The organism is Amycolatopsis sp. H20-H5, from assembly GCF_035828755.1.
Lineage (GTDB): Bacteria > Actinomycetota > Actinomycetes > Mycobacteriales > Pseudonocardiaceae > Amycolatopsis.
Map to the genome: position 1 here is coordinate 1 of NZ_JAYMZS010000122.1, position 25,882 is coordinate 25,882.

Annotated in this window: 21 protein-coding genes and 1 pseudogene; 8 read left to right on the forward strand and 14 right to left on the reverse strand. The window is 70.7% G+C overall.

Going from position 1 to position 25,882, the window contains the following annotated elements; genetic code table 11:
- Nucleotides 1-453 precede the first annotated feature (453 nt).
- Nucleotides 454-618, reverse strand: coding sequence for a hypothetical protein (locus QMK34_RS39225; RefSeq protein WP_326419870.1), 165 nt, complete (start codon nt 616-618; stop codon nt 454-456).
- A gap of 282 nt (nt 619-900) precedes the next feature.
- Between QMK34_RS39225 and QMK34_RS39230 the strand changes: the two genes are divergently transcribed.
- Nucleotides 901-1,902, forward strand: a complete 1,002-nt coding sequence (locus tag QMK34_RS39230) for a ferritin-like domain-containing protein (protein WP_326419871.1) — start codon at nt 901-903, stop codon at nt 1,900-1,902.
- A 59-nt stretch (nt 1,903-1,961) separates the two neighbouring features.
- On the opposite strand, the gene sigK (QMK34_RS39235) is transcribed toward QMK34_RS39230, so the two are convergent.
- The 4 genes from sigK (QMK34_RS39235) to QMK34_RS39250 form a co-directional block, all read right to left on the reverse strand.
- A complete protein-coding gene (sigK, locus tag QMK34_RS39235) occupies nt 1,962-2,594 on the reverse strand; it encodes an ECF RNA polymerase sigma factor SigK (RefSeq protein WP_326419872.1) in 633 nt (210 codons plus the stop codon).
- Nucleotides 2,595-3,065: 471 nt separating this feature from the next.
- Nucleotides 3,066-3,272 carry a hypothetical protein gene (locus tag QMK34_RS39240; protein WP_326419873.1) on the reverse strand — a complete coding sequence of 69 codons (207 nt, stop codon included), beginning with the start codon at nt 3,270-3,272 and terminating at the stop codon, nt 3,066-3,068.
- 38 nt (nt 3,273-3,310) lie between these two features.
- Nucleotides 3,311-3,589 carry an isoamylase gene (locus tag QMK34_RS39245; protein WP_326419874.1) on the reverse strand — a complete coding sequence of 93 codons (279 nt, stop codon included), beginning with the start codon at nt 3,587-3,589 and terminating at the stop codon, nt 3,311-3,313.
- Nucleotides 3,590-3,784: 195 nt separating this feature from the next.
- Nucleotides 3,785-3,973 (reverse strand): hypothetical protein, encoded by a 189-nt coding sequence (locus tag QMK34_RS39250; RefSeq protein WP_326419875.1) that lies wholly within the window; start codon nt 3,971-3,973, stop codon nt 3,785-3,787.
- A gap of 136 nt (nt 3,974-4,109) precedes the next feature.
- Here QMK34_RS39250 and QMK34_RS39255 point away from each other — a divergent pair, with 136 nt between their 5' ends.
- Nucleotides 4,110-5,330, forward strand: a complete 1,221-nt coding sequence (locus QMK34_RS39255; protein ID WP_326419876.1) for an acetyl-CoA C-acetyltransferase — start codon at nt 4,110-4,112, stop codon at nt 5,328-5,330.
- 309 nt (nt 5,331-5,639) lie between these two features.
- Nucleotides 5,640-7,681 (forward strand): annotated as a pseudogene (locus QMK34_RS39260) (acyltransferase family protein).
- Here the strand turns inward: QMK34_RS39260 and QMK34_RS39265 are convergent.
- Nucleotides 7,682-8,560: an alpha/beta fold hydrolase gene (locus QMK34_RS39265; RefSeq protein WP_326419877.1), complete on the reverse strand. Its 879-nt coding sequence runs from the start codon at nt 8,558-8,560 to the stop codon at nt 7,682-7,684.
- Nucleotides 8,561-8,679: 119 nt separating this feature from the next.
- Here QMK34_RS39265 and QMK34_RS39270 point away from each other — a divergent pair, with 119 nt between their 5' ends.
- Nucleotides 8,680-11,898: a BTAD domain-containing putative transcriptional regulator gene (locus QMK34_RS39270; protein WP_326419878.1), complete on the forward strand. Its 3,219-nt coding sequence runs from the start codon at nt 8,680-8,682 to the stop codon at nt 11,896-11,898.
- Here QMK34_RS39270 and QMK34_RS39275 read toward each other — a convergent pair.
- The 5 genes from QMK34_RS39275 to QMK34_RS39295 form a co-directional block, all read right to left on the reverse strand.
- Nucleotides 11,850-13,346 carry a right-handed parallel beta-helix repeat-containing protein gene (locus tag QMK34_RS39275; protein ID WP_326419879.1) on the reverse strand — a complete coding sequence of 499 codons (1,497 nt, stop codon included), beginning with the start codon at nt 13,344-13,346 and terminating at the stop codon, nt 11,850-11,852. The genes QMK34_RS39270 and QMK34_RS39275 overlap by 49 nt on opposite strands.
- A 252-nt stretch (nt 13,347-13,598) precedes the next feature.
- On the reverse strand, nt 13,599-14,519 hold the full coding sequence (locus tag QMK34_RS39280; protein ID WP_326419880.1) for a right-handed parallel beta-helix repeat-containing protein: 921 nt from the start codon (nt 14,517-14,519) through the stop codon (nt 13,599-13,601).
- A gap of 101 nt (nt 14,520-14,620) precedes the next feature.
- The gene (locus tag QMK34_RS39285) at nt 14,621-15,388 is read right to left on the reverse strand and encodes a polysaccharide lyase family 7 protein (RefSeq protein WP_326419881.1); all 768 of its coding nucleotides are present in this window, start codon (nt 15,386-15,388) and stop codon (nt 14,621-14,623) included.
- A gap of 90 nt (nt 15,389-15,478) precedes the next feature.
- On the reverse strand, nt 15,479-16,426 hold the full coding sequence (bla, locus tag QMK34_RS39290) for a class A beta-lactamase (protein WP_326419882.1): 948 nt from the start codon (nt 16,424-16,426) through the stop codon (nt 15,479-15,481).
- 150 nt (nt 16,427-16,576) lie between these two features.
- Nucleotides 16,577-19,990, reverse strand: coding sequence for a S8 family serine peptidase (locus QMK34_RS39295; RefSeq protein ID WP_326419883.1), 3,414 nt, complete (start codon nt 19,988-19,990; stop codon nt 16,577-16,579).
- 339 nt (nt 19,991-20,329) lie between these two features.
- On the opposite strand from QMK34_RS39295, the gene QMK34_RS39300 reads away from it, so the two are divergent.
- Entirely contained in the window at nt 20,330-21,397 is a 1,068-nt protein-coding gene (locus tag QMK34_RS39300) for a carbon-nitrogen hydrolase family protein (RefSeq protein WP_326419884.1), read from the forward strand.
- A gap of 185 nt (nt 21,398-21,582) precedes the next feature.
- Here QMK34_RS39300 and QMK34_RS39305 read toward each other — a convergent pair whose 3' ends face one another.
- Nucleotides 21,583-22,281, reverse strand: a complete 699-nt coding sequence (locus QMK34_RS39305; RefSeq protein WP_326419885.1) for a response regulator transcription factor — start codon at nt 22,279-22,281, stop codon at nt 21,583-21,585.
- Between the two features lie 194 nt (nt 22,282-22,475).
- Here QMK34_RS39305 and QMK34_RS39310 point away from each other — a divergent pair, with 194 nt between their 5' ends.
- Together QMK34_RS39310 and sigK (QMK34_RS39315) are read left to right on the forward strand one after the other, a co-directional pair.
- Nucleotides 22,476-23,756, forward strand: a complete 1,281-nt coding sequence (locus QMK34_RS39310; RefSeq protein ID WP_326419886.1) for a sensor histidine kinase — start codon at nt 22,476-22,478, stop codon at nt 23,754-23,756.
- 135 nt (nt 23,757-23,891) lie between these two features.
- Nucleotides 23,892-24,506 carry an ECF RNA polymerase sigma factor SigK gene (gene sigK, locus QMK34_RS39315; RefSeq protein WP_442785318.1) on the forward strand — a complete coding sequence of 205 codons (615 nt, stop codon included), beginning with the start codon at nt 23,892-23,894 and terminating at the stop codon, nt 24,504-24,506.
- A 9-nt stretch (nt 24,507-24,515) separates the two neighbouring features.
- On the opposite strand, the gene QMK34_RS39320 is transcribed toward sigK (QMK34_RS39315), so the two are convergent.
- Nucleotides 24,516-24,800, reverse strand: coding sequence for a PspC domain-containing protein (locus tag QMK34_RS39320; RefSeq protein WP_326419887.1), 285 nt, complete (start codon nt 24,798-24,800; stop codon nt 24,516-24,518).
- A 52-nt stretch (nt 24,801-24,852) separates the two neighbouring features.
- The gene (locus tag QMK34_RS39325) at nt 24,853-25,296 is read right to left on the reverse strand and encodes an Asp23/Gls24 family envelope stress response protein (protein ID WP_326419888.1); all 444 of its coding nucleotides are present in this window, start codon (nt 25,294-25,296) and stop codon (nt 24,853-24,855) included.
- 274 nt (nt 25,297-25,570) lie between these two features.
- On the opposite strand from QMK34_RS39325, the gene QMK34_RS39330 reads away from it, so the two are divergent.
- Nucleotides 25,571-25,780: a CsbD family protein gene (locus tag QMK34_RS39330; RefSeq protein WP_326419889.1), complete on the forward strand. Its 210-nt coding sequence runs from the start codon at nt 25,571-25,573 to the stop codon at nt 25,778-25,780.
- Nucleotides 25,781-25,882 lie beyond the last annotated feature (102 nt).

Genomic DNA, 25,882 nt, shown 5'->3' on the forward strand with positions numbered 1-25,882 from the left:
AACGTGGGCAGCGTGACCACGGCGATCGCGGCACCGCCGAACGCGGCCAGCGCCGCGGTGTTCAGCAGCGGGCCCCGCCGGAGCGGCTCCACGACGGGGAACCCCTCGGCGACCGTCATCACGCCAGTGTCACCGACCCGGGACAACGGGGCCAACCCGGGTGACGTCGGCAAGGCGGCCTCGAACACCGCCGGAATAGCGTTTCCGACACAAGGTAAACAAGGCGTTGCTTTCGCGTCCGCCTTGGCCGCAGCTGGAAAACCTCGGTGTCCCATTGAAGGTGGGACAACGACCGGCTTCGTCGGCAACACCCTGGACATCCCCGGCGGGCCACGGAACGGCCGACACCGTGCGAGCGGTGAAGTCACCGCTCTGGCGCGAACCGATACCGGCCAACGAAAAGCAGCACTTCCCGGAATCCTCGTTCTTTCCTTTTCCCGGTAAAAGCGGCAGTCAGCGGTGGTCGTCCATCGTCATTCCCGGCATCGGCGCTTCGTGGCTCGGCGTGTCCCGTGGTGACGTGCCGCCGGGCCCGGCGAGTGAGCCCAGCGCCCAGGCAGCCCCGAACACGATCGCCAGCGCGCCCGCGAACAGCCCCAGTTTCACCGCGGTTCTCATGAGCTCCCGTGGTTTCGGCGGACAAGGTCAGCTGCTTGGCCGCGTGCCGATGATAGCTCCCCGACCTTGTCCTCCTCCCGATGATCGCCGGGCTCGTCCACCCCGGCCGACCCGTGACCCGCCGTCACGGAAAGTCTGGAAAAATTTCACCAATCCGGGTGATCTCCGGTACCGAATGCCCCGGTCAACGATGATCACCCCGGTGGTGGCCCGGGTCTGGGGCCCGCCCTCGGGATACGCCCGTTGTCGACGTTTCCGTCGCGCGGGCCGGAGGGAGATCGCGTGTTCGGCAAGAGGTATGTGGCGTCCATGATCACTCGCAGTGCGGAGAACGAATCGGATCGGCGGCGGTTCCTGCGCGCGGCGGGCCTGAGCGGGCTCGGTGTGGTCGGCGCGGGAGCGCTGGCGTCCATCGGTGGTTCCCCGGCCGCGGCGGCGGCCGCCCGCACGGCGGCCACCCAGGCGGCGCCCGCCGCGGTGACCGACGGCGCGGTGCTCAACTTCGCATTGAACCTGGAGTATCTCGAGGCGCAGTTCTACTCCTACGCCGTCACCGGCAAGGGTCTGCCCGAGTCGATGACCACCGGCACCGGCGCCAGGGGATCGGTCACCGGCGGTCGCGCGGTGCGGTTCACCACCAGGATGACCAAGCAGGTCGCCCAGGAAATCGCCCAGGACGAACGTGACCACGTCGCCTTCCTGCGCTCCGCGCTGGGCGCGTCGGCGGTCAGCCAGCCCGCCATCGACCTGCAGCACAGCTTCACCGCGGCGGCGCAGGCCGCGGGACTCGTCCGTCCGGGGCACACGTTCGACGCCTTCGCCTGCGAGGAGAACTTCCTGCTCGCGGCCTTCCTGTTCGAGGACGTCGGCGTGACCGCGTACAAGGGCGCCGCCCCGCTGATCGACAACAAGGCCTATCTCGAGGCGGCCGCGGGCATCCTCGCGGTGGAGGCCTACCACGCCGCGAACATCCGCGGCGCGCTCTACTCGCGGGAGACCGGCCTGCTCGGGACCGGCCTGCTGGGCCGCGATCTCAAGGAAGCCACCGTCAAGCTGTCCAACGCGCGCGACAGCCTCGACGGCTCCACCGACCTCGACCAGGGCGTGATCGACAAGCAGGGCCGGGCGAACATCGTCCCGACCGACGCCAACGGCATCGCCTACAGCCGCAGCCCCGGCCAGGTGCTCAACGTCGTCTACCTGACCAACAAGGCGGCCACCTCCGGCGGCTTCTTCCCCAAGGGTGTCAACGGCGACGTCAACACGAGCGCCGACAACGCCTGAGCCAGTGCGTTTCCCACCGGCCCGTTGCCTCGTCGGCGACGGGCCGTTGCCTTCGGGGTTCAGGCGTCCTCGGACGCCTTCAGGCAGTCCCGGAGCCGGATCATCCCGTCGCGCATCCTGGTCTTGACCGTGCTGACCGGAACGCCCAGCAGCTCACCGACCTGCTGGTAGGTGTTGCCCTCGTAGTACGCCATGACCACCGACCGGCGCTGTGACTCCGTCAGCCTGTCCAGGCACGCACGCACCTGACGCTGCTCCGACATGGACATGGACACAGACGTCGACACAGACACCGCCGAGTCCGCCACGTGGCCGGACGGACGGTCACGGGCACTTTCGAAGGACGCGTGGTGCTCGCGCGCCGTGGCGACCTGCGCGGAGCGCACCCGGTCCACCGCACGCCGGTGCGCCAGCGTCGACACCCAGGTCATCGCCGAGCCCCTGGCCAGGTCGAAACGGGCGGCGTGCTGCCAGACCTGCAACCAGACCTCCTGCGCGACCTCTTCGGACTGCGCGGCGTCCACCAGTACCCGGCGGATCAGGCCGAACACCCGCGCGGCACCGAGGTCGTAGAGGGCTTCGAAGGCGGCCTGATCGCCGCGGGCGACCGAGCAGAGGAGCTCGTCGGGACCCGGCAGCCTGAGAGCCGGAACGGCGGGCAGGAATCGATCACCGCTGGGAGCGGGGTGCACTGAGCCACCTCTACAGAGAGAAAACAGGCGCCCGGCCCCACCGCACGACCGCGATTCCCCAGCGCCGGCCTGGGAACGCGATCACCCCGATTTTTTACACCACCCGCTCCGGCCCGATCAGGGCAACCCTGGCCAATCGGCCACCCGGTCGTGGTGTAGAGCACACCCGACCACTCCGCACCGGCAACGGCTCCGAAGGCCTTACGGCACACCGGATAACAGCCGGCCGGGTGCCACAAGCCGGGACTCGGGCGAGTGGCCTGGACCAGTACGCCCGGTAGGGCCACCCACCCGGTCCCGCTGTCTCGGGGAGACCGCTCAGGCGGTCTCCCCGAGGTCATCCCGGTGATCCAGCTGCCCCTGAAGGCCACTGTGTCCCCCAGTGCCCGTCGTCTCGTCGGCAACGGACCTCACGGCGCCTGACGCCGTGATGGTGGCCTTCAGGGGCACGGGTTTCTTGAAGCCTTGCTGTCAGCAGTTCCGCATCTCGGACACCTTCGGGCGGGGCGGGAGCGCCGCCGCGCCGCGGGACTCCGTGTAGGCGTAGCCCTTGGGCAGGCTCGTGCAGCCCCCGTCCGCCGCGAAAGCCCAGATCATGCGTACCCGCACAGCGTGCGTGCAGGTGTTGCTGGCCGTGGCATACGCCGTGTTGCCGTCCCGGTGCTGGGACACGGTCACGCAGGGATCCGCGGCGGAGTCCACCACGACCGGCTGAATCAGGGAACGGCGATGACGCAGTTGGCCCCTTCGCGGTCGGCGACCTCGGCGTCGTCGAACCAGCCGTCCTCGCCGAGGTAGCGGAAGGACACCTTCCGGCCTTCGGGGATCTTGACCAGCGCCGAGATGGTGCCGTTGGTGCGCGGCAGCAACGGGTGGGCGCCGGGACGCCACTGGTTGAAGTCGCCGACGACGCTGACCGGGGCGGCGAAGTCCTTCAAGGGCAACGCGAACCGCACGGTGCGCAAACCGTTTCCGGCCTTCAAGACGGTGATCACTGAAACTCTCCCTGCTGTTTTCACGGGGTCCGTACCGCGGGGCTCGTCGATGAGCACTCTCGCAAGGCGGATACGGCGGGCACTACCTGCCCGTGCCGACGCTGGCACCGGCGATGTTCGCACGCCCGGCCGCGCCCACCGGCCCAGGCAGGCCGCCGCGACCGGATCCGGCACCCCATCGAGTGAACGCCGCCGTCACCCCCGGGCGGCGCCCACCAGATCCACCAGCAACACGGCACTCTGCCGCGCCGATACCCCGCGCTCACGAGCCAGCTGGTCCAAGGCCACCCGCGCCGCGTCACGCGACACCCCGTGCGCGCCGAGTATCGTCATCGCGTCCTGCACGGCCTGCTCGTCCCCGTCCGGCGTGTGGTGCCTGCCCATCTCGTCTCCCTCGTTTCCCCCGTCTTCGGAGCGAGTCGCCGCACCGGCCCCGGGTTCACCCCATCAGGTCACCGAATTCACCCGGTTCAGAATCAGGACCACAACTCTCGGAGGTGGCAGGGCGATGACAGTCCGGATGACGAACGAAGTGGTGATCGTGGAACCGGTGCGGACCGCGGTCGGCCGGTACGGCGGGGTCTTCACCGAGGTGCCCGTGGCCGAGCTCGCGGCGGCGGTGATCAGGGAGGTGCTGACGCGCACCGCGGTGGCGCCGGGGACGATCGACGACGTCGTGTTCGGCCAGTGCTACCCCAACGGTGAGGCGCCGGCGATCGGACGGGTCGCGGCACTCGACGCCGGACTGCCCGTGGAGGTCCCCGGCCTGCAGCTCGACCGGCGCTGCGGCTCCGGCCTGCAGGCGGTGCTCGACGCGGCCATGCGCGTGCAGACCGGCGTCGCCGACATCGTGCTCGCGGGCGGGGCGGAGAGCATGAGCCAGGCCGAGTTCTACTCCGACGCGCTGCGCTGGGGCATCCGCGGGCCCGGCGCCGAGCTGCACGACCGGCTCGCCAGGGGCCGGGTCACCGCGGGCGGGCGGAACCACCCGGTGCCCGGCGGCATGCTCGAAACCGCGGAAAACCTGCGCCGCGAGTACGAGATCCCGCGCGCGGAGCAGGACCTGCTGGCGCTGCGCTCGCACCAGCGGGCCCTCGCGGCGATCGAGAACGGCCGTTTCGCCGAGGAGATCGTGCCGATCACCGTTCCCGGAAAACGCGGCAAACCCGGCACCGTCGTCACCCGTGACGAGCACCCGCGTGCCGGCACGACCCCCGAATCACTGGCCGCGTTGCGTCCCGTGCTGCTGAAGCAGGACCCCGGCTCGACCGTGACCGCGGGCAACGCGAGCGGCCAGAACGACGGCGCCGCGGTCTGCCTGGTGATGAGCCGCGAAAAGGCCGACGAGCTCGGGCTGGAGCCGCTGGCCCGGCTCGTCTCCTGGGCCGTCGCCGGGGTGCCGCCGCGCACCATGGGCATCGGCCCGGTGCCCGCGACCGCGAAGGCGCTCGCCAGGGCCGGCCTGTCGCTCGCCGAGATGGACCTCGTCGAGCTCAACGAGGCGTTCGCCGCCCAGGTGCTCGCGTGCACCCGGGAATGGGGGTTCGGCGAGGGTGACTTCGAGCGGCTCAACGTCAACGGCTCGGGCATCTCGCTCGGTCACCCGGTCGGCGCGACGGGCGTGCGGATCCTCACCACGATGGTGCGGGAAATGCGCCGCCGCGGGAGCCGCTACGGCCTCGAAACGATGTGCATCGGGGGCGGGCAGGGCCTCGCCGCGATCTTCGAGCGGGTCGAATAAGTTGATCTTAAGCCATTTCTACTACTGCCCGTGTCCGTCCTAACAGGACTGAATACGCGGGCAGGCCGACATGGTCGCGGCTTTCGGTTGCGGTCAAAGAACTATCCGGATTCCGGCGGGGACGGGCCCGCCCGGTCGTCGTGGCCGGAAAGCACTCAAACGGCGTCGCGCGCAGTCACGGCTTATCGTCGGGGAGGAGTTTCGTTTCCGCGTGCACAGCTTCTCCACAGGAAAGCGCCCCGTTTTCACAGGAACGCGTGATCGAATCCCCCGAGCGACCGCATCAGCCCGAACAGCCGAGGGACGAAGATGACCCAAGCCCTGCCCAGCGACGTCACCGAGCAGGAAAGCAGCACCAGGGTCACCCGCCGGTACCGGCCGGAACTGCAGGGCCTGCGGGCGCTGGCGGCGGTGCTCGTCGTGATCTACCACGTCTGGCTCGGGCGGATCTCCGGCGGCGTCGACGTCTTCTTCCTCATCTCGGGCTTCCTGATCACCGGGCAGCTCTTCCGCGCCGCCGGCCGGGGCCGCATCGAGTTCCGGCCGCTGTGGGGCCGGATGATCAAACGGCTGTTCCCCGCCGCGGTTACGGTCCTGCTCGCGGTCGTCGGCATGAGCATCCTGCTGCTGCCGCAGGACCGCTGGTTCCAGACCATCAAGGAGGTCTTCGCCTCCGCGCTCTACGTCGAGAACTGGCAGCTGGCGGCGGACTCGGTCGACTACTTCGCCAGGCACAACACGGCCAGCGTGGTCCAGCACTACTGGTCACTCTCGATCCAGGGCCAGTTCTACCTCGTCTGGCCGCTCCTGGTGGCCGTCGTCGGCCTGCTGGCCGCCCGCACCGGGAAATCGCTGCGGAAAACGCTGGCGGTCACCCTGGTGGTGCTGTTCGCCGCGTCGCTCGCCTACTCGGTGCGCCTCACCGCGGCCGACCAGCCGCTCGCGTACTTCCACTCGCTGACCAGGGTGTGGGAGTTCGCGCTCGGCGGCCTGCTGGCACTGGCCATCGACGCGGTGACGCTCCCGCGCCTGCTCCGGGTGGTGGCGGGCTGGGTCGGCGTCGCCGGGCTCGTCACCTGCGGGATGGTGCTCGACGTCGGCAGCGTGTTCCCCGGCTTCGCCGCGCTGTGGCCCACCCTCTCCGCGGCGTTCGTGATCCTCGCGGGCGCCACCGGCAGTCGCGCCGGCGCCGACCGGATCCTCAGCTCGCGCCCGTTCACCTACGCCGGGAACCTCAGCTACTCCCTCTACCTGTGGCACTGGCCGGTGCTGCTGTTCTACTTGATCGCCCGCGGGCGATCAAGTAGGTCGGGCTGCTCGGCGGCCTGGTGGTCATCGGGGTCTCCGTGGTCCTGTCGGCGCTGACCTACCACCTGGTGGAGAACCCGATCCGGCTCTCGGCCATCGGGGTCGGGAAACCCTGGGGCGCGTACCGGTTCGCGGTGCTGGCGCTGGTGCCGCTGCTGATCGTCACCGGCACCTGGCAGGTGGTCAGCCAGAAGATGGCCGATTTCAGCATCGCCCTCGACGACGCCGACCACCCGGGGGCACTGGTCCGTACCACTGGGCTCGCGCAACAGAAGCCAAGCGATGCCAAACCGGTGCCGCCGATGATCGCGGTCCCCGACGACTGGGCCAGGATCCCGGAAGCGCCCTGTGTGAAGTCCGCCTACGACGTGACGCTGGAGATGTGCACGACCGCCACCGCCGGCACCCCGGCCAAGCGCCTCGTCGTGATCGGCGACTCGCATATCCAGCAGTACCTCGCGGCGTTGAAACCGTTGGCGGACAAGAACAACTACCAGCTCACGTTCATGCTCAAGGGCGCCTGCCCGTTCTCCACCACCTCGGACGCCATGCCGGGGGACAAGGGCTGCACGGACTGGAACGCCGCCGCGGAACGCGAGATCGTCGCGATGCGCCCCGACGCGGTGTTCACCATCGCGAGCCGGGACGTGCGGCCCGGCCTCACCGAGCAGACCCCGGCGGGGTTCGTCGAACAGTGGAAGAACCTCGACCGCGCCGGGATCCCGGTGCTCGCGGTGCGGGACAACCCGCGCCTCGGCTTCTCCCCGCCGGCCTGCATCGACGCCCACGGCATCAAGGCCGAGCAGTGCGGCGTCAAACGTGACCGGCTCCTGGCGTCGACCCCGCCCTACGAGGCCGCCGCCGGCGTCCCGGACAACGTCTCGTTCCTCGACTTCAGCGACTACTTCTGCGGGCGCACCTGGTGCCGCCCGGTCGTCGGCAACGTGCTGGTCTACATGGACGACAACCACGTCACCGCGAGCTTCATGACCACCCTGTCCCCCGTCGTCGGAAAGGCGGTGACCACCGCGCTCGGCTGGTGACTACCCGGCGAGCAGGTCACGCAGGGTCTTGACGACCTCGGCTGGCGCCTCCTCGGCCATGAAGTGCCCGCAGGACACGGTGCGGTGCGTCAGCCGCGGCGCCCAGGCCCGCCACCGGGCGGCGGCGTCGAAGCCGAGCGCGGCGCCCCAGTCCTGCTGCAGTACGGACACCGGCATCCGCAGCAGGTTGCCCGCCCGCCGGTCGGCCTCGTCGTGCTCGACGTCGATCGCGGCGGAGGCCCGGTAGTCCGCGACGATCGAGGGGATCGCTTCGCGGGACGCCTTCAGGTACTCGGCGCGGACGTCCGCCGGGAGCGCGTCCGGGTCGGTGGTCCAGCTGTCGAGGAAGTGCCCGAAGAAGGCGTCCGCCGCGCCGCTGATCAGCTGCTCGGGGAGGCCGGGCGGCTGGGCCATCAGATAGAGGTGGAAACCGACGGCCGCGGACGTCCCGTGCAGCACGTCCCACATGTCCAGGGTCGGCAGGACGTCCAGCGAGGCCAGGTGGGTGACCACGTCCGGGTGGTCCAGCCCGGCGCGGATGGCGACCAGCGCGCCCCGGTCGTGCCCGGCCAGCGCGAAGCGGTCGTGCCCGAGTTCGCGGGCGAGCGCGACGACGTCGGCGGCCATGGTCCGTTTCGAGTACGTCTGCCCGTCGACGTCGGCTGGCTTGTCGCTGCCGCCGTAACCACGCAGGTCAGGGCAGATCACCGTGTGATCGGCGGCCAGGTCGGCGGCGACGTGGCGCCACATCAGGTGGGTCTGGGGGAAGCCGTGCAGCAGCACGACGGGGCTGCCCGAGCCGCCTGTCGCGACGGTGAGCGCCACGCCGTCGGCGACGGTGACGCGCCGCCGGGTGAATCCGGTGATCTCCGGTGCCATCTCGGTTCTCCTGTCGAAGCGGTTCGATCGTGCACCGCCACTGTCGGGGCCGCCGATCAGCACTCGATCAGCACCGGCTCAGCCGGGCGGCCGGAAGTCGCGCCGGATAGGTTGGCGGGGTGGCCGTGCCGGTGGTGAGTTTTCGGGTGCTGGGCCCGGTGGAGGCCGACAGCGAGCGCGGGCCGATCGACCTCAAGGGCCCGCGGCACCGCGCGGTCCTCGCCCGGCTGCTGATCGCGAAAGGCCGGGTCGTGCCGGTCGACCTGCTGATCGACGATCTGTGGGCGGAGGCGCCCGGCGGCGCGCTCGGTGCGGTCCAGACCTTCGTCGGCGCGCTGCGGAAGGCCCTCGAGCCGGATCGCCCGCCGCGCACACCGGCCCGGCTCCTGGTCACGTCGCCACCCGGCTACGCACTACGGGCCGACCCCGAAAGGGTGGACGCGTGGCGTTTCGAGGCCGCGGTCGCCCGCTCGGCCCGGCTGCTGGCGGACGGCGAGGCCGCGGAAGCCCACCGCCTGCTGGACGACGCGCTGGAGCTCTGGCGAGGACCCGCGTACGCGGAGTTCGCCGAGCTGGCCTGGGCGCGGGGCGAGGCCGCCCGGCTCGACGAGATACGCCTGCTCGCCGTGGGACGTCGCGCCGAAGCGGCGCTGGCACTGGGCCGGGCGGCCGAGCTGGTGCCGGAGCTGGAGGCGCGGGTCGCGGCCCATCCCCTGCGCGAGGACGGCTGGCGGCTGCTGACGCTGGCGCTCTACCGGGCCGGGCGGCAGGGCGACGCGCTGGCCACCCTCCGCCGGGCCCGCGAGGTCCTGCGCGCCGAACTCGGGGTGGATCCCGGGCAGCTGCTGCGGCAGCTGGAGTCGGACGTCCTCACCCAGGCCCCGCACCTCACCACTCCCCCGGCCCGGCGGCCGCCGGTCACCCGGCCGGTCGAGCATCCGTTCGTCGGCCGGGGCGACGAACTGGCAGAGCTGCACGAAGCCGCCGAGGCCGCCGTGGCGGAACGCCGTCCGCGGCTCGCGCTGCTGTCGGGAGCCGCGGGCGCGGGCAAGACGGCGCTGGCCACGGCCCTGTCCCGGCAGCTCGCGGCCACCGGCTGGACCACCGCCTTGGGCACCAGCCCCGAGCTACGGGGTGCGCCCGAAGCCTGGCCGTGGACCCAGATGCGGGCGAGTCTGCCCGCGGTCCCGGTCGGCGACGACCCCGTCTCGGCGCGGTTCCACCGGCATCGGGCGATCGGCGCCCACCTGGCGAAAGTGTCCGCCACGGGTCCGGTCCTGCTCGTCTTCGACGACCTGCACTGGGCGGACGAGGAGACCCTCGCCCTGCTGACCGCGCTGGCCACCGATCCCGGCGCCGGGCCGGTACTGCTCGTCGGCACCTACCGGTCGACCGAGATCACCGCCGGGCTCGCCGAGACGCTCGGCCGCGCCGCCCGCGCCGAACCGGCCCGGATCTACCTCGGCGGGCTGGCCCAGCCGCAGGTGCTCCAGCTGGTCAAGGCCGTCACACACCGCGAAATGGCCGCTGACGACGCCCGCGTGATCCACGCCCGCAGCGCGGGCAATCCGTTCTTCGTCCGCGAGCTCACCCGGCTCTGGGAGACCGAAGGCGACGCTGCCCTGCACTCCGTGCCCGCGGGAGTCCGCGACGTCCTGCGCCATCGACTGGCCGGGCTCACCGCGACGACGCGGACCCACCTGCGCCAGGCCGCGATTCTCGGGCCCGAGGTGGACCTCGACGTGCTGATCCCGCTCGCCGGGGACGAGGGCGAGGTGCTGGACTCGATCGAAGCCGCCCTCCTCGCGGGTTTCCTCGTCGAGCCGGACACCGGCGGCCTGCGGTTCGCCCACGCGCTGGTGCACGAAACGCTGCTCGACGACGTCCCGCGCGCCCGCCGGGCCCGGTGGCACGCCGCGGCTGCCGAGATCGTCGAAGGGCTTCGGCCCGGCGACGTGGAGACGATCGCCCACCACTACCTGCGCGCGGAAAGCCAGGCGACCGCGGCTCGCGCCGCCCACTACGCGCAGGCAGCCGCCGAACGGGCGGAACGCCGGTTCGCGCCGCACGAGGCGGCCCGCCGGTGGCGGGAGACGATCGCGGCGCTGGACCGCGCGGGGAACGGCGACGCGCGGGCCCGGCTGACCGCGGTGACGGGCCTGATCCGGGCGCTGGCGGTGAGCGGCAACCTGGCACAGGCCCGGCACCACCGCGCGGAGGCGGTCACCGTGGCCGAGTCGCTGCACGATCCGGTGCTGACCGCCGGGGTGATCGGCTCCTTCGAGGTACCCGCGATCTGGACGGCGAACGACGATGAGGCCCTGTCCGCCCGGCTGGTGGCGGCGGCCGAACGGACGCTGGCCGCCCTGCCCGCCGACCACCAGGCCGACCGCGCCCGGCTCTTGATCACCATCGCGATGGAACGGCGAGCCGACGACAGTGCGCGGGGAAGCCGCGCGGCAGGGGAAGCCGAGACGATCGCCCGCAGCCTCGGTGACCCCCTGCTGCTGGCATTCGCGCTCAACGGCCGCTTCCTGCAGACCTTTCACCGGGCCGGACTCGCCCCGCAGCGAGCCGCGATCGGCGAAGAGCTGCTCGACCTGGCGACCCGCCACGGCGGCCTGGTGACCTTCGAGGTGCTCGGGCACCTGATCCTCGTCCAGGCCCGCGCCGCACTAGCCGATCTCGCCGCCGCCGACCGGCACGCCGCCGCGGCCGACCGGCTCGCCGAGCGCTACGAACTCCCCCTCGTCGGCGTGTTCACCAGCTGGTACGCCGCGCTCCGGCTGGCCGCGACCGGACGGACGGACGAGGCGCGCGCCGCCTACCGTGCGGCCGCCGCCCGGCTGACGGGCACCGGAATGCCCGGGGTGGAGGACGGCATCCTCCCGCTCGCCCTGCTCTGCCTCGGCGACCGGCCGGGGGCGAACGACGACTGGGGCCCCTACGCACCCTGGGCCCGCCCGCTGGTGCTGCTCGCCGAAGGAAAACGCGACCCGGCACTCACCGTCCCGGACTCGCCGCGCGACCTGCTTTTCGAGGCCCGCGGCTGTTTGCACGCCATCGCGGCGATCGAGGCGGGCGACGGCCCGGCGATGGAACGCCTCTACGCCGCCTTGCTCCCCGCGGCGGGCGAGCTCGCCGGAGCCGGAAGCGGCCTGCTCACCCTCGGGCCCGTCGCCCGTCATCTGGGCGATCTGGCGGCCGCGCTCGGACGGCCGGGCCAGGCCGCCGAGCACTACCGGCAAGCACAGGCGATCGCGGAGCGGGCCGCCTCAGCACCGGGGCATCAGCACCGCGGGGTCACGCCGTCGAAGGACGCGCAGTCGTCCTGGTAGTAGGGAACGGCTTGCCACTGCTCAGGGGTGAGCGTGCGGGAGGTGTCGCCCGCGACGAACGTCCACGGCCCGCGATAGGTGTTGCTGAACCAGTAGTTGCCCTGGTCGTGGGTGATCGCCTCCTGGACGGCCGTGCCCTTGTACGGGGACCAGGCCGGGTAGGTGCCGTAGTTCGAGAGCACCGCCATCCGGCCGCAGAGACCGGTCGTGCAGCCGAGGTGGGCGGGATCGAAGGCGAAGGTGTTGTCGTGGACCTCGACCCGCTGTGTCTTCCAGCGGCAGTCGTCGTAGAGCGGTGCGGTCGTGATGCCGGGCGCCGCGCACGACGCCGGGTCGGCGACGAGCCGTGTGCAGCTGGCCGTGGAGGTGTTCGCGGGGCTGTTGCAGAAACGGTCGGCGTTCTCCCACAGGGTGACGCCGGACCAGTTGTCCTCGAAGACGTTGTCGTAGATGTCGATAAGGGTGGTGCGCGCCGGGACACGCGGTTCCCCGCCCGCTTCGCTGAGATAGATGGTCGCGGCGGGGAAATTGTCGCCGCGTGCGGCACGGGCACGGCCCGACACCAGGGTGTTGCGGCGAATGACGTTGTCACGCACGACGAGGTTGTAGCTGATTTCGTAGAAGATCGCCTCGGCGTCGTTGTCCTCGATGAGATTGTTTTCGATCAGGAAGTCGTTGTCGTTGGTGTCCGCCCACAACCCGGCCCCGTGGTTGTGGTGGACCCAGTTGCCCCGGATGTCGGCGCCGTTCACCGACCAGAACTTGATCCCGCCACTGCAGCCGCACCCCGGGCTCCTCGTCTCCCAGTCGTCGACGTTGTTGCCAGAGACCTCGTTGCCCTCGACGATCAGTCCGGTGATCCCGTTGCCGGAGCGGTAGGCGTTCATGCCGTACTGCCCGTTGTCGCGCAGGCAGTTGTGCCGGACCTCTTGGCGCACGCCCGCCATCAGCGCGGCTCCCCGGTTGTACTGGACCGTGCTGTTCTCGACGATCCAGTGCTCTCCGGAGTCGTGGTTGACCACACCCTGATCCTGTGGTGCCACGAAATTCTGAATGGTGAGGCCGTCGATCACGACGTCCTTGGCCAGCTGGGTGAAGGCGGCCTGGTTGACTCCCCGCCCGTCCAGCACCGCGCCTGGCGCGCCGAGATAGACGTCCCCGTCCTTGGGGATCACCTGCCCGAAAGCGTCCGTGCCCAGGGTGTGTGTACCGGGCGCGAGCCAGAACGTGCTGCCGGGCGGGGACAATCGCGTCTTGGTGCCCAGATCGCTGTCCACGGCCGGATCGACGACCACGGCGCCCGCGGGCGCCGTGGGGTGGACGACGGGCTGGTGGTCGCACACCGCACCGGGCCCGGCCGCGTCGGCGGCGGCCGGAAACGCCGGAAGCACCGGAACGACCAGCGCGGACAACAGCAGAACGGCGAACGCGGAATGGGTGCGCAACATGCGGGTGAACCTACGCACGTCCGCGTGATTGTGGTGTCGGCCATCCGTGTCCAGTTCCGCGCTTACGGGTGACCCGCGTTGATCAGGAAACTGTTATGAGTAGAACGTCCGGAAAAATCGGGCCGCTGAATAAAGGGCAGTAATGCCCTTGTGTACCGGCAGGAAAAGTGTACTTGATCCTTTTACCGCGTCGGCACCGTGGTGCGAAAGAGGGCAACCCGTAGCCGGGTTGCCCTCCAATTCGCGGACTGCCTACGGGTCACAGCGCGGGGCCGGTCCCTCGTAACCCTTCTTCGACGACTTGTCGATACCGACCTCGCACTTGATGGACGGGTCGAGCTTGTTGTCCTTCACGTGCGCGTCGGTCGAGTGGTTCTGCAGGCCGATGGCGTGGTCCGGGCCCGCCACCCAGGTGTTGCCGGTGACGGTGAGATGCTGGACGTCGTCGATCATCAACGTCTGCGACGCTTCCTTGGTCTGGCAGTAGTTGTTGCTGAAGGTCCAGTCCTCGGACACGCCCACGCCGCTGCCGTCGCCCGCCTCGGAGTTCGGGCCCTCGCCGATCAGGCACATGTTGTCGACCTGCTCGCACCGGTTGCCGTCCACCAGCAGGTGCCTGCTCGCCACGGCCTGGTCATCGGTGGCGAAGGTCTGCATGCAGTCGGCGTGCGCGCCGGTGCTGTTGTCGGTCTTGCTGATCGTGTTGTGCGCGATGGTGATGTTGTCGCCGAAGAAGCGCAGCCCGTCGCCGTCGCCGCCGTGGGGCGAGGTGACGGTGTTGTTCCGCACCGTCACGTTGTTCCCGTGGATCTCGATCCCCGGGGCGGACGGCTTGTCCAGGGTGTAGCCGTCCACGATGACGTTGTCGGCGTCGATGTCGATCCCGCCGACCTGCTGCCCGGCACCGGAATAGGTCAGCGGCTTGCCGGGCGTGCCGCCCTTGGTGATTTTCAGGCGCTTCGCCTTCACCGCCGTGTCGAGGCACACGACGTCGCCGGGTTTCGCCGCGTCCATCGACGCCTGGCCGGCGACGTGACGGGTACACGCGGGGGCGGTGCCCGCGTGCGCACCGGCGGCGAGCGCGGGGGCCGCGCCCACCGGCACCGCTGTGCACGGCACGGCCAGCGCGGCCACCGCTGCCGCGGATCCGAGAATTCTCCTGAAGACCAGCATCGCACTCTCCTCGATCGTGAAGATCCTTCCGGTGCGACGCTAGGGACTTCGGCCGGGAGGGGTCCCGAAACCCTTTCAGGAGAGGGCTTTCCGCCGGGCCGCTACTTCTGGTGGGTGACGGTCAGCCCGTAGATCGCGACCTCGCCGTAGTTGCTCGCGGCGCACGGCGAGGAGTTGCCGCAGTTCGCCTGGGTGTACGCGCCCGCCTTGAAGTAGTCGCCGGAGGACTTCACCGAGAGGGTGGTCACCAGCTTGTCGTTGTAGTAAGCCTTGATCTGGCCGCCGCTGGCCACGAACTTGGCCTGGAACCGGGTGCCGAGCTGGTAGCTGTCGGTCGCGAGCTGGTAGTGGGTGGTGTCGCCCTTGGTGACGTAGAGCTTGCTGCCCTCCAGCCGGAAGACCGTCACGTCGTCGTCCGCGTCGTGGATCTGCCCGGCGACGACGTACGGCCTTTCGGCGGGCAGGTGGGTGACCGCCTCGTCGATCACCATCGTGCTGGTGCCCGAGGTGGTCGACCAGCTCGCCTCGTCCGAACCGCCACCGGTCATCTCGCGCAGCTCCGAGCGCGGGTTCCCGCTGCCGCTGGTCGTCACGCCGTTGACCGCGGCCCGGAACTGCACCGCGTCGCAGGTCGCGTTCGGCGTGAACCACGGGTCGACCGAGTACTGCTTCAGCTCCGGCTGCTTGATCTCGGTCGGATGCCCCGTGGAGCCGGTGGGCAGGGTTTCCTTCCAGTTCGACAGGGCCAGGATGTCCGCCGGGTGCCCGCAAGCAGGCGTCCGCGGCGCCGCGGCGGCCGTCGTCGAGGTGGCCATGGCACCGGCTCCGGCGACCAGCGCCGCGGCAAGGATCAGCTGCAGAGGTTTCATGATCGGGAATCTGACACAACCAGCGGGGAGGGGTCCCGGGAAACAGCGGTTCCTGCATCCGGCCAGAACGGCTGCTCGACGCCCGAGGGGTCACTCGGTCGGCACTAGTGCCTTCGCGACGGTCATGGCGGCTTTCGCCACGGTCGCCTGCCCGGCGGTGGACTTCGGATCGGCCGGCGCGGTGTACACGCTGATGACCAGCGGGGCACGGCCGGGCGGCCAGACCACCGCGATGTCGTTCACCTCGCCTTGCGAGCCGGAACCGGTCTTGTCGCCGACCAGCCAGCCCGCGGGCAGCCCGGCGCGGATCTGCTTGCCCCCGGTGGTGTTGGCCTTGAGCCAGCCGGTGAGCAAGTCGCGGCCTGCCTTGTCCAGCGCGTCACCCAGCACCAGCGCGCGAAGGTCGGCGGCCAGCTGGGCGGGCGTCGAAGTGTCCCGCTCGTCGCCGGGGGCGCCCACGTTCAGCTCGGGCTCCAGCCGGTCGAAGCGGCTGACCTGGTCCCCCAACGTCCGGACGAACGCCGTCGCGGCGGGCGGGCCGCCCACGAGCTCGACCAGCAGATTCGAGGCGGTGTTGTCACTCACGGTGAGCGCCGCCTCGCACAGCGCCGAAACGGTCATGCCTTCGTCGACGTGCTGGGTGGTGACCGGCGCGTACGACAGGAGCTGCGACCGGTCGTAGCGGATCAGCCGGTCCATCAGCCCGGGTTGCCGGTCGCGTAGCCGCAGGACCGCGGCCACCGCTATCGCCTTGTGCGTGGAGCACAGGAGGAACCGCTCGTCGGCGCGGTACCGCACCGTGGCGCCGCTGCCGGTGTCCAGCCCGAACACCCCGAGCCGCCCGCCGAAACCGGCTTCGACCGAGGCCAGGGCCGCCTCCGCGGCCGCCACCCCCGGCAGCGGGGACGGCGTACCGGACAGCCGTACGGCTTCTGGTGCGGCGTTCGGTGTGCACCCGGCGAGCAGCGCGCCCAGCCCACCGAGCAGTACCCCCCGCCGCGGCAACCCGTCCCCGAAGCGCCTGTCCCGCTGTGGCATGAAAACCCCTGTCGTGTCGCGCTTAGCCTTCCACCGGGAAGGACGCGCGGGACCCGCGGCGGGTTGACCGGAGACACCGACCAAGATCACCGGCGCACGAAAACGCGGGCCTGGGCTGGCGGCCCTGACCCGCGTTTCGTGACCGGGGAGCTACCCGATCCGGTAGCTGTACGGCAGCTGCGCGATGACGGCCCCGGTGCCCAGCGCGGGCAGGCCGGTGGCGCCGGTCGGCAGGTTCGGGATCGTGACCAGGTTCAGGTGGCCGGTCGCGACGCTGTTCCTGGCACCGGACGGGGTGATCGTCACCTGGATGGTGGCGGTCTGGCCCGGCTGGATCACCGTCGGCGTGCCGCCGGTGTCGGACGGGTCGACGGCGGCGGCGAACGGGTCGCCGGTCGACGAGGTCACCGCGTGGTCGAACCCGGCCGTCTGCATCGAGGACGTGTAGCTCGCCGAGCCCGCCGGGGCGCCTGCCGGGCCGAACGGGCCGAGCTCCTGCACCGCGCCGAACCAGACGCCCTTGCTGACATACCCCTTCTTCTCGCCGATGGTGGCGACCGAAACGGTGTCGCCGGACTGGGCCTTCTTCAGGTCACCGAAGACCTCGATGCCCGCCGCCGAGCCTTGCAACTCGGCCTGCGCGGGGACCGTGGACGAGGTCGCGATGCTGAACTTGCCGGTGTCGGGCGGAATCAGGTAGACCGGGGCGAGGCTGCCCTGCTCCGGAAGGTCCACCGTGGTCTGACCCTGCAGCGGAACCGGCTGCAGCGTCTGGGTCGCGTTGGTGCGCGCGTCGACGCCGACCGCGATCGGCTCGACCCCGGTGTTGGTCACCGTGACCGGAACCGTGACCGGCTTGCCCGCGGGCAGCTTCGCCGACGCGGAGTTCGGCAGGCCGGTAGCGCCGACCTTGAGCTGGTCGAAAGCGACCGTGCCGGTGAACGCCCTGGACAGGTCCTTACCGGTCACCGGGTTCTGCACGACGACGACCAGGTGCCAGCGGCCGGGCAGCGGCTTGGCGTCGAACAGCTGCAGTCCCTTGCCCCGCACCAGTTTGTCCGGCGGGCTGAACGAGGCGTTGCTGTTCACGTCGGCCAGTTCGCCGTTGGGGTCGATCAGCACGCCGTCGACCAGGTCGCCCGCGTCGGGCAGGTTCACCGCGACGTCGAGGTCGTTCTTGGCCTTGGGCACGTCGAACTCGTAGCTGAACGTCTGCGCCGGGGACTGCGCGCGGGCGTTGCCGCCGGTGATCGTGCCGCCGAAGGCCCCGGGGCCGGAGCCGGTCGGGATCAGGCTGCGGACGATCGCGGACATCGACGTCTGGTGGCCGTCGGAGCTGCCGAAGGTCACCGAGTAGTCGGCGTCGCCGCCACTGGACGGCGTCTGCAGCGACACGGTGACCGGCTTGCTCTGGCCGGGCGCCAGGTTCAGCACCTGCGGGCCGACCTGGCCGTAGGGCACGGCGCGCTGGGTGTCGGTGCCGAGCTGGATGTCACCGGTGTACCCGGCGGGACCGGAGACCGAGTACAGCACCGCGGTCCAGGTTCCGGCGGCAGGCTTGCGGACGTCGACGTTGGCGTAGTTCGCCGTCGCGGGACCACCCTGCGGGCGGCTGTTGGCGATGAAGGTGCCGTCCGGCGCGAGCAGCGTCAGCCGCACGACGGGCGTGACCGAAGCGCCGTTGACCGTCTTCGGGCTGCCCTGCCACGCCATCCTGGCGAACAGGCGCTCGGCACCGGCGGGTACCGAGAAGGTGACCTTCTTGTACGCCCACTTGCTGCCGTTGTAGTAGGGGAACGTCGGCAGGCTCGCCGAGTCGAACGCCGTCTTCTGCGTCTGCGCGGACAGCGGCGCGAACGCCCTGGTCCCGGCCGAAACGGTCAGCGGCTTGCTGCCGACGTTGGTCACGTTCACCTTGGCGGACTGGGTGCTGCCCGGCGCGCCTTCGAGGGTGACCTGGTCGGCCGAGAGCGAGATATTCGACGCGAGACCGGCCGGCGCGCCGGAGCCACCGGGAGCGGTCAGCGCGGCTTCCACGGCGGCACGCGCGTCGAGCAGGCCGGAGCCCTGCTCGTCGGCGGGCAGCCCGAGATCCTTGGCCGTGCCGGTGATCAGCTGCTTGACCAGCGCGGGCGCGGGCGAAGCGCCCTTGTGCGTGCCCCGATAGGCCTGGATGACCAGCGCGGCGACACCGGCGGTCAGCGGGGCCGACTCACTCGTGCCACCGAAGGACTCCAGGTCCGCCGGCTGCGGGGCGGTGTGGAAGTTGCGGCACTCGGCGTAGGCGGGCGAGCAGTCCGCCCAGTTGCCCTCCCCCGGCGCGACCAGGTCGATCGTGCGGCCGTTCTGCGTGATGCCCGAGGACGACAGCGCGGAGATGTTGTCGTTGACCCACTTGCCGTTCGAGAACGGGAACGCGGCGTAGGTGGTCTGGGCGTAGAGCCGGTTGTTCGTGGTGGCGCCGGTCGAGATCACCAGCGGGTCGGTGGCCGGGCTGCCGATGGGGGAGGTGATGCCCGCGTCACCCGAAGAGGTGGTGACGGTGACGCCGGCCGCGACGGCCGCGTCGTTGAAGGTCTGGAACGCGGCGCGCGAGCTGGCGTCCGGGTACTGGTTGAGGCCCAGCGACTCGTTGATGACGTCGACGTGGTCGGTGGTGACCGCGTAGTCGATCGCCTGCAGGATCGCGGAGTCCGTGGCGGTGGCGCCGAAGACGTTCAGCCCGACCAGGCTCGCGCCGGGGGCGACACCCTTGACGACGATGGTGCAGCCCGCGGGCAGCGGGTGGTTCTCGTTGACGAACTTCGACAGGTCGTGGACGACGGTGCCCTGCGCCGCGATCGAGGACGCGTCGCCGAAGGCCTCGGCGCCGGAGTCGAGGGTGTTCGGGCCGTCACCGGAGAAGTCCTGGTAGTCGGCGAACACGTGCGAACCGTCGGGGCGGATGAAGTCCGGGTAGTTCGGGTCCATGTTGTCGGCGAGGAACGCGACCTTGACCCCCGCACCGGTGGCGAGGTCGGCGGCACTCGCGGAGCCGTCGGTGCTCGCGGCGCGGGTCGAGGTCAGCGCCTCCGGCTCGAGCAGCGGCTTGGCCGGGTCGGCCGGGCAGATGGTGCCGGCGCCACCACCGGGCTGGCCGGGGCCGGTCGGCGTCTTCGGCCCGGCGGGTGCGGCCGGCGCGACGGGAGCGGGCAGGGTGACCTTGCTGTCGGGCGACACCGAGGCCACCGCCGGGTCCATGGCGAGCGCCGCGGCCTGGGCGGCGGTGACAGTCGCGGAGAACGCGTTGCCGAGCGCGAAGTGCTTGAGGTGGGCAGGCGCGGCGCCGCCCATCCTGGCGAGCACGGCGTCCTGCGACTTCGTGGCCTGGTTGCGGCGGTTGCCTGAATCTGCCTTCGTGGGTGGGGCGCCGGCGAGCTGATCGCCGAGCACGACGATCACGGCCTGGGTGGCCTGCCCCGCGGCGGCGGGCTGGGCCTGCGCCGCGTGGGTGCCACCGGACAGTACCAAGCCGCTGCACGCGGCGATGACGAGCGCGCGAACTGGTCGCGAGGAAGCCCGCATGAGCGAGTCCTGCTTTCTCTGAGAACGAATACGAAATTCGGTGATCCCCGGTAAAAGTGACCACGGCTTACGCCGTCGGTCCATTCCCGCGACTATTGCCGATCGGCCTCGGTTTGCACAAGATACTTTCGGTGATGATGACGAGTGGAATCAACGGCATAACGGGCAAATATGTCAATTCGACTCGATTGCCCGCGAGAGCCCGAGGCCGGGAACATTCTGCCGAAGCTGGAAAATCTCCAACCGCACCGCGCCACACACGGTCTTTCGGCATGATCAGGAACCAATGAGTACAATTCGGGCAGCGCCGGGGAACGGAATCATTCCATCCTCGCGAAAATGGCGTCGCGAATGCCGCCGCACGACCGTCCGGTGCCGATCACTGGACGCCGGGCCGCGCGCACCGAACAATGGACGGCCCAGGCACAAGGGAAGACTCTTTCCGCACCGCCCGAAGGAGACCTCGTCATGCGCGTCGCCGCCGCACAGGCCCGCCCGCACTGGCTCGACGCGACCGCGACGGCAAGGAAGGCCGCCGCCTGGATCGAGGCGGCCGCCGCGCAGAAGGTCGAACTGCTCGCCTTCCCCGAGACCTTCCTGTCCGGCTACCCGGCCTGGCTGGAGCACACCGGCGGCGCCCGGTTCGACGACGACGCGCAGAAACGGGCGTACGCGGCGTACCTGGACGCGGCCGTCGAACTGGACGGGCCCGAGCTCGCCCTCGTCACCGAGGCCGCGCGCGACCTGGGCGTGTTCGTCTACCTGGGCACCACCGAACGGGCGACCGGCAACGCCAGGGGCACCGTGTTCTGCACGCTGGTCGCCATCGATCCCGGGGCCGGCGTCGTGAGCGCGCACCGCAAGCTCATGCCGACCCACGAGGAAAGGCTGGTCTGGGGCATCGGCGACGGGCACGGGCTCCGGGTGCACCCGGTGGGCGAAACCAGGGTGGGCGGCCTCAACTGCTGGGAGAACTGGATGCCGCAGGCCCGCCACGCCCTCTACGCGCAGGGCGAGGAACTCCACGTCAGCGTCTGGCCGGGCAACCCCCGCAACACCGCCGACATCACGCGTTTCATCGCGCTCGAAGGACGGGTCTTCTCGCTCGCGGCCAACGGCCTGCTCTCACTGGCCGACATCCCGGCCGGGTTCCCGCTGCGCGACGCGCTCGAGGAAGCCGGGGTGGCCGAGTACTGCCGCGGCGGCTCCGCCATCGCGGCGCCGGACGGCAGCTGGGTAGTCGAACCGGTCGCCGACGAGGAACGCCTGATCATCGCCGACCTGGACCTCGCCCAGGTCGCACGGGAACGCCAGAACTTTGACCCCACCGGCCACTACAGCAGGCCGGACGTCTTCGCGGTGGAGGTCGACCGGCGCCGCCGCGAAGCCTCGCGCTTCCGCGACTGAAAGGGACGACTCGGCCGGGAAAGGCGCCGAACCGGAACCGGTGTCGTCCGGACTGTGCCTTTCCCTGCCCCGGGTCTTCGCGAGCGTGCGCGCCCCGCCGAAACCCACCGGCCAGCGACCGGCGTCGACCCAGCACAGTCGACCAAGCACAGTCGACCGAGCACAGTGGACTGTCCTAACCGGACCTACTCGTCCGGTCGCTCCAGGCGGTAGCCATATCCTCGCAGCGTCGAAATCCGCGGGAGCTGCTCCTCGGTCAGGTCGGCGGAGGCGAGCTTCCGGCGCAACGCCACGATGTGGACGTCGAGCGTTTTGGTCGGGCCGTGCCAGTGCGCGTCCCAGACGTCGGTCATCAGGGTGTCCCGGCTGACCGCCTGCCCGGCGTCCTGGGCGAGCCGGGCCAGCAGGTCGAACTCCTTGGTGCGCAACGGGATCTCCCGGTCTGCCACGGTGACCCGGCGGGCCGGGAAGTCCACCTGCAGCGGGCCGATCCGCAGCGGGGCGCCGGTGGCGGCCGCGCCGCTGCCCCGCCGCAGGTGCGCCCGGACCCTGGCCAGCAGTTCGTGGAGCCGGACCGGTTTGGTCAGGTAGTCGTCGGCGCCCACCTCCAGGCCGATCACCACGTCCATCTCCTGCGTGCGCGCGCTGAGGATGACCACGACCGCCGAGGGCGCGGCGACCCTGAGCCGGCGGCACACCTCGATGCCGTCCAGGTCCGGCAATCCGAGATCGAGCAGCACGAGGTCGAACTCGCCCGCGGCCGCCTGCCGGAGGCCCTCCCCGCCGGTGCGCGCCCAAGCCACCTCGTAGTCGTGCATCCGCAGGCTCGAAGCGAGCGTCGCGCCGATCGTCTCGTCGTCTTCCACCACCAGGACCGAGGGCATGAACCGAAGAGTAGTCGCGTCGGCGAACGGAATTGGCGGAGCGCGCCCCGGCGGAGTGACGTTCCCGGCCGCGCTAACCCTGCGGTTACCTTTCTCGCACCGGCCGTTGTCCGAAAGCGGCATACGGTCGGGAAGGTGGATCTGCTTTCGGTGATTCCTCGCGCAATCGCGGCATTGACGGGCGGACCGGCGCCGTGCGCAGACGGATCGTGACCCTGGCCGTGGTGGCGGGCATTCTGGCCATCAGCCTCTTCGGAATCCCGTCCGCCGTGGCCGTGGCGCACTATTTCGTGCAGGACGAACGCGCCGAGCTCGAACGGGCGGCGGATTCGGCGGCGCTGTCGGTGGCCGACGACCTGACCGACGTCACCCGCGTCCCCGTCCTGCCCGGCGCCGCCGAGGGCACCGCCGGGCTGTACACGCCGTCCGGCAGGCTCGTCACCGGAACGGGCCCGGCGACGGCGGACACGGTCGTGCTCGAGGCCCGCGACGGCCGTGTGACCAACGGCGACAATGGGGACGAACTCGTCGTCGCCGTGCCGATCGTGCACGGCAGCACGCTCCTGGGCATCGTCCGCGCCGCGACCCCGCACACCGAGGCCTACCAGCGGGCCGCGCTGACCTGGCTCGCGATGGCCGGGCTCGCGGGCGCCGCCGTGGTCGCCACCTGGCTGGTCGCCCGGCGGTTCGCCGCGCGCCTGGCCCGTCCGCTCGAGGACCTCTCCGCGGCCGCCGCACGGCTGGGCGAGGGCGATTTCACCGTCCGCGCCGCGCGCAGCGGCATCCCGGAGATCGACCAGGTGGCCAGGACCCTGGGCAAGACCGCGGAGCGGATCGGGGAGACCCTCGATCGCGAACGGGCCCTGTCCGCGGACGCGTCGCACCAGCTGCGCACGCCGTTGACCGGACTGCGGTTGCAGCTCGAGGCCGCGCTCGATCCGCCCGGCCAAGACCTCCTGGCGGCCGTCGGCGCGGCGATCACCACGACCGACCGGCTGGAGACGACCATCGACGACCTGCTGGCGCTGTCCGCTCACCGCCGCGAACCGCGCTCGGCGCTGGACCCGGGCCAGCTCCTCGACGAGGTCCGCCAGAGCTGGCATGGCCTGCTCGCGTCGCGCGGCCGGGCACTGCGCATCACGCCGACGTCGACAGCGCGGCCGCACGCGGCGGAGGCCGCGGTCCGGCAGATCATCAGCGTGCTCCTCGACAACGCGATCACCCACGGGACGGGGACGGTGACCGTGACGACCCGAGACAGCGGCACCGCGTTCGCCATCGACGTCGCGGACGAAGGATCCGGGGTGGACCAGGAGCTGGACCTGTTCGCCCGCGGGCACAGTTCCGGCGACGGGCACGGGATCGGACTCGCGCTGGCCCGCAGTCTCGCCGAGGCCGAGGGCGGCCGTCTCCGCCTTTCCACGCCGACGCCGGTGACGTTCACCCTCTGGCTGCCCGTCAACGGCGACGGCTGAGAGGCACGGCCGGGCCATGAGCGGGAGGCTCGGCTGGGCCGGTCGGTGACGAACCGCGGTCGCGCCCGCACCAGAAGCAACACCGGCACCGGACAGGACTAGGGTTACTCCATCCGGTCGAGTGAGGGTGTCTGCGTGAACGCGTCACACGATGAAAATCACGACCGTCTGCCGGTAACGCCGGTCCCCGGGCTTCCCCCCAGTGCGGAAGAGCTGATCGCTCTCGTCGCACGGGGGGACGAGCGAGCTTTCGCCACCCTGTATGACCAAGGCGCCGCCCGCGTGTTCGGCCTGGTCCGCCGGGTGCTGGTGGATTCGGCACAGGCCGAAGAGGTCACGCAGGAGGTGTGGCTGCAGGTCTGGCAGTCGGCCACCCGCTTCGACGCGGGCAAGGGCAAGGCGATGAGCTGGATCCTGACCCTCGCGCACCGCCGAGCCGTGGACCGGGTGCGCTCGGCGCAGTCCTCGACGGCGCGCGAGCGCACCGCGTTGTTCGAGAACGTGCTGAACCGCCCGTTCGACGAGGTCGCCGAAGCGGTGGAAGCCACCGCCGAGAGCCGCCGGGTGCGTCACTGTGTCTCGACGCTGACCGAGTTGCAGCGCCAGTCCGTCGAACTGGCCTACTACCAGGGCCTGACCTACCGCGAGATCGGGCTGCGGCTGGACGTGGCGCTGCCGACCATCAAGACCAGGATGCGCGACGGCATGATCCGGTTGCGCGACTGCCTGACGGTCACCTCCGGCGCCTGAGCCGCCGGGTCAGTTGCCCTCGAGGGACGCCCAGTTGCCGTCCTTCGCCTTGACCGCGGGCGGCAGGATCAGCCACAGCGCGGCGTAGAGCAGCAGGCTGCTGACGGGGAACAGCAGCAGCACGCCGAACACCGCCCGCAGGACCCAGGCCGAGACCGGGAGCCGGCCGGCGAGCCCGGCGCAGACACCGCCGAGCAGCTTGCCGTGGGCGGCGCGGGTGATTCCGCGCTGCGCGAGGAAGCGGTGGATCGGGCCACGGGCCTGATAGGCCAGGCCCACGAGGTTGGTACTCATATCGCGGGTGCTCCTTGGTTTTTCGCTGGTGGGCGGGACCCGGCGCCGGGGGTCACTGCACGCGGCCGGTGTCGGTGCCGTCCTCGTTGTCGCCTTCGTCGTCACCCGGGATGTACACGTCGGAGACGGCGATGGTCACCTCGACGACCTCGAGGCCGGTGGTCTGCTCGACGGCGGTGATGACGTTCTTGCGGATGGAACGCGCCAGGTCGGCGATCGAGACGCCGTACTCGACCACGATCTGCAGGTCGACGGCCGCCTGCTTCTCCCCGACCTCGACGGAGACACCCTGGGCGACGCTGGCCGAAGCGCCGGGGATGCGCTCGCGGATCGCGGAGAACGCCCGCGCCGCGCCGCCACCCAGCGCGTGGACGCCGGACACCTCGCGGGTCGCGAGACCGGCGACCTTCGCCACCACGTTGTCGGCGATCGTCGTCGAGCCTTCGGTGGACGCGAGCGCGTTGGTGGCGGGAGCCTTGCCGGTCGGGTTCGTCATGATCTCTCCTGAGGTCCGCGTCGGTTGTTCGGCTGGAGGCTGGTTCACCTCCACACCACTACAGACCCGGCCCGCCGGGGATCGTCACGACCCGATCGTGTGTCCCCCGTCTCCCGGACTGCCGACCGGACCCACAGCCGTGACCAGCGTCGATGGCGTGACCGTGATCACCCGACCGGGTGCGGCCCAGGCCATGACGATCGTGTCCCGGGTGGTGTCTTCACTCTCGAACGGCGCGCGACCCGGCGCGCCGACGCACAGAGGGAGACCCGCGATGTCGTTGGGCGACAAGATCAGCAACAAGGCCGAGGACCTCGGCGGCAAGGCCAAGGAGGCCACCGGGAACGTCACCGGTGACGAGAAGCTCCAGGCCGAGGGCAAGGGCGACCAGGCCAAGGCCGGTCTCAAGGACGCCGTCGAAGACGTCAAGGACGCTGTCGGCGACGTCGCCGACAAGATCAAGGGCGTTTTCAAGAAGGACTGAAACGTGCGCTGAAGGCCACCTTGAGGGACTCTAGAGTCTCTCAAGCCCGTCGCCGACGAGGCGACGGGCTTGAAAATCAAGGTGGCCTTCAGAGGTTGCGGA

Excerpts from the sequence above, each read along its gene's own strand:
- QMK34_RS39300 (WP_326419884.1), top strand. The coding sequence starts at position 20,330 with ATGGCGTCGCGAATGCCGCCGCACGACCGTCCGGTGCCGATCACTGGA.
- QMK34_RS39225 (WP_326419870.1), bottom strand. The coding sequence starts at position 618 with ATGAGAACCGCGGTGAAACTGGGGCTGTTCGCGGGCGCGCTGGCGATC.
- QMK34_RS39280 (WP_326419880.1), bottom strand. The coding sequence starts at position 14,519 with ATGCTGGTCTTCAGGAGAATTCTCGGATCCGCGGCAGCGGTGGCCGCG.
- QMK34_RS39265 (WP_326419877.1), bottom strand. The coding sequence starts at position 8,560 with ATGGCACCGGAGATCACCGGATTCACCCGGCGGCGCGTCACCGTCGCC.
- QMK34_RS39275 (WP_326419879.1), bottom strand. The coding sequence starts at position 13,346 with ATGTTGCGCACCCATTCCGCGTTCGCCGTTCTGCTGTTGTCCGCGCTG.
- QMK34_RS39330 (WP_326419889.1), top strand. The coding sequence starts at position 25,571 with ATGTCGTTGGGCGACAAGATCAGCAACAAGGCCGAGGACCTCGGCGGC.
- QMK34_RS39285 (WP_326419881.1), bottom strand. The coding sequence starts at position 15,388 with ATGAAACCTCTGCAGCTGATCCTTGCCGCGGCGCTGGTCGCCGGAGCC.
- QMK34_RS39295 (WP_326419883.1), bottom strand. The coding sequence starts at position 19,990 with ATGCGGGCTTCCTCGCGACCAGTTCGCGCGCTCGTCATCGCCGCGTGC.
- bla (WP_326419882.1), bottom strand. The coding sequence starts at position 16,426 with ATGCCACAGCGGGACAGGCGCTTCGGGGACGGGTTGCCGCGGCGGGGG.
- QMK34_RS39255 (WP_326419876.1), top strand. The coding sequence starts at position 4,110 with ATGACGAACGAAGTGGTGATCGTGGAACCGGTGCGGACCGCGGTCGGC.
- QMK34_RS39250 (WP_326419875.1), bottom strand. The coding sequence starts at position 3,973 with ATGGGCAGGCACCACACGCCGGACGGGGACGAGCAGGCCGTGCAGGAC.
- QMK34_RS39305 (WP_326419885.1), bottom strand. The coding sequence starts at position 22,281 with ATGCCCTCGGTCCTGGTGGTGGAAGACGACGAGACGATCGGCGCGACG.
- QMK34_RS39320 (WP_326419887.1), bottom strand. The coding sequence starts at position 24,800 with ATGAGTACCAACCTCGTGGGCCTGGCCTATCAGGCCCGTGGCCCGATC.
- QMK34_RS39325 (WP_326419888.1), bottom strand. The coding sequence starts at position 25,296 with ATGACGAACCCGACCGGCAAGGCTCCCGCCACCAACGCGCTCGCGTCC.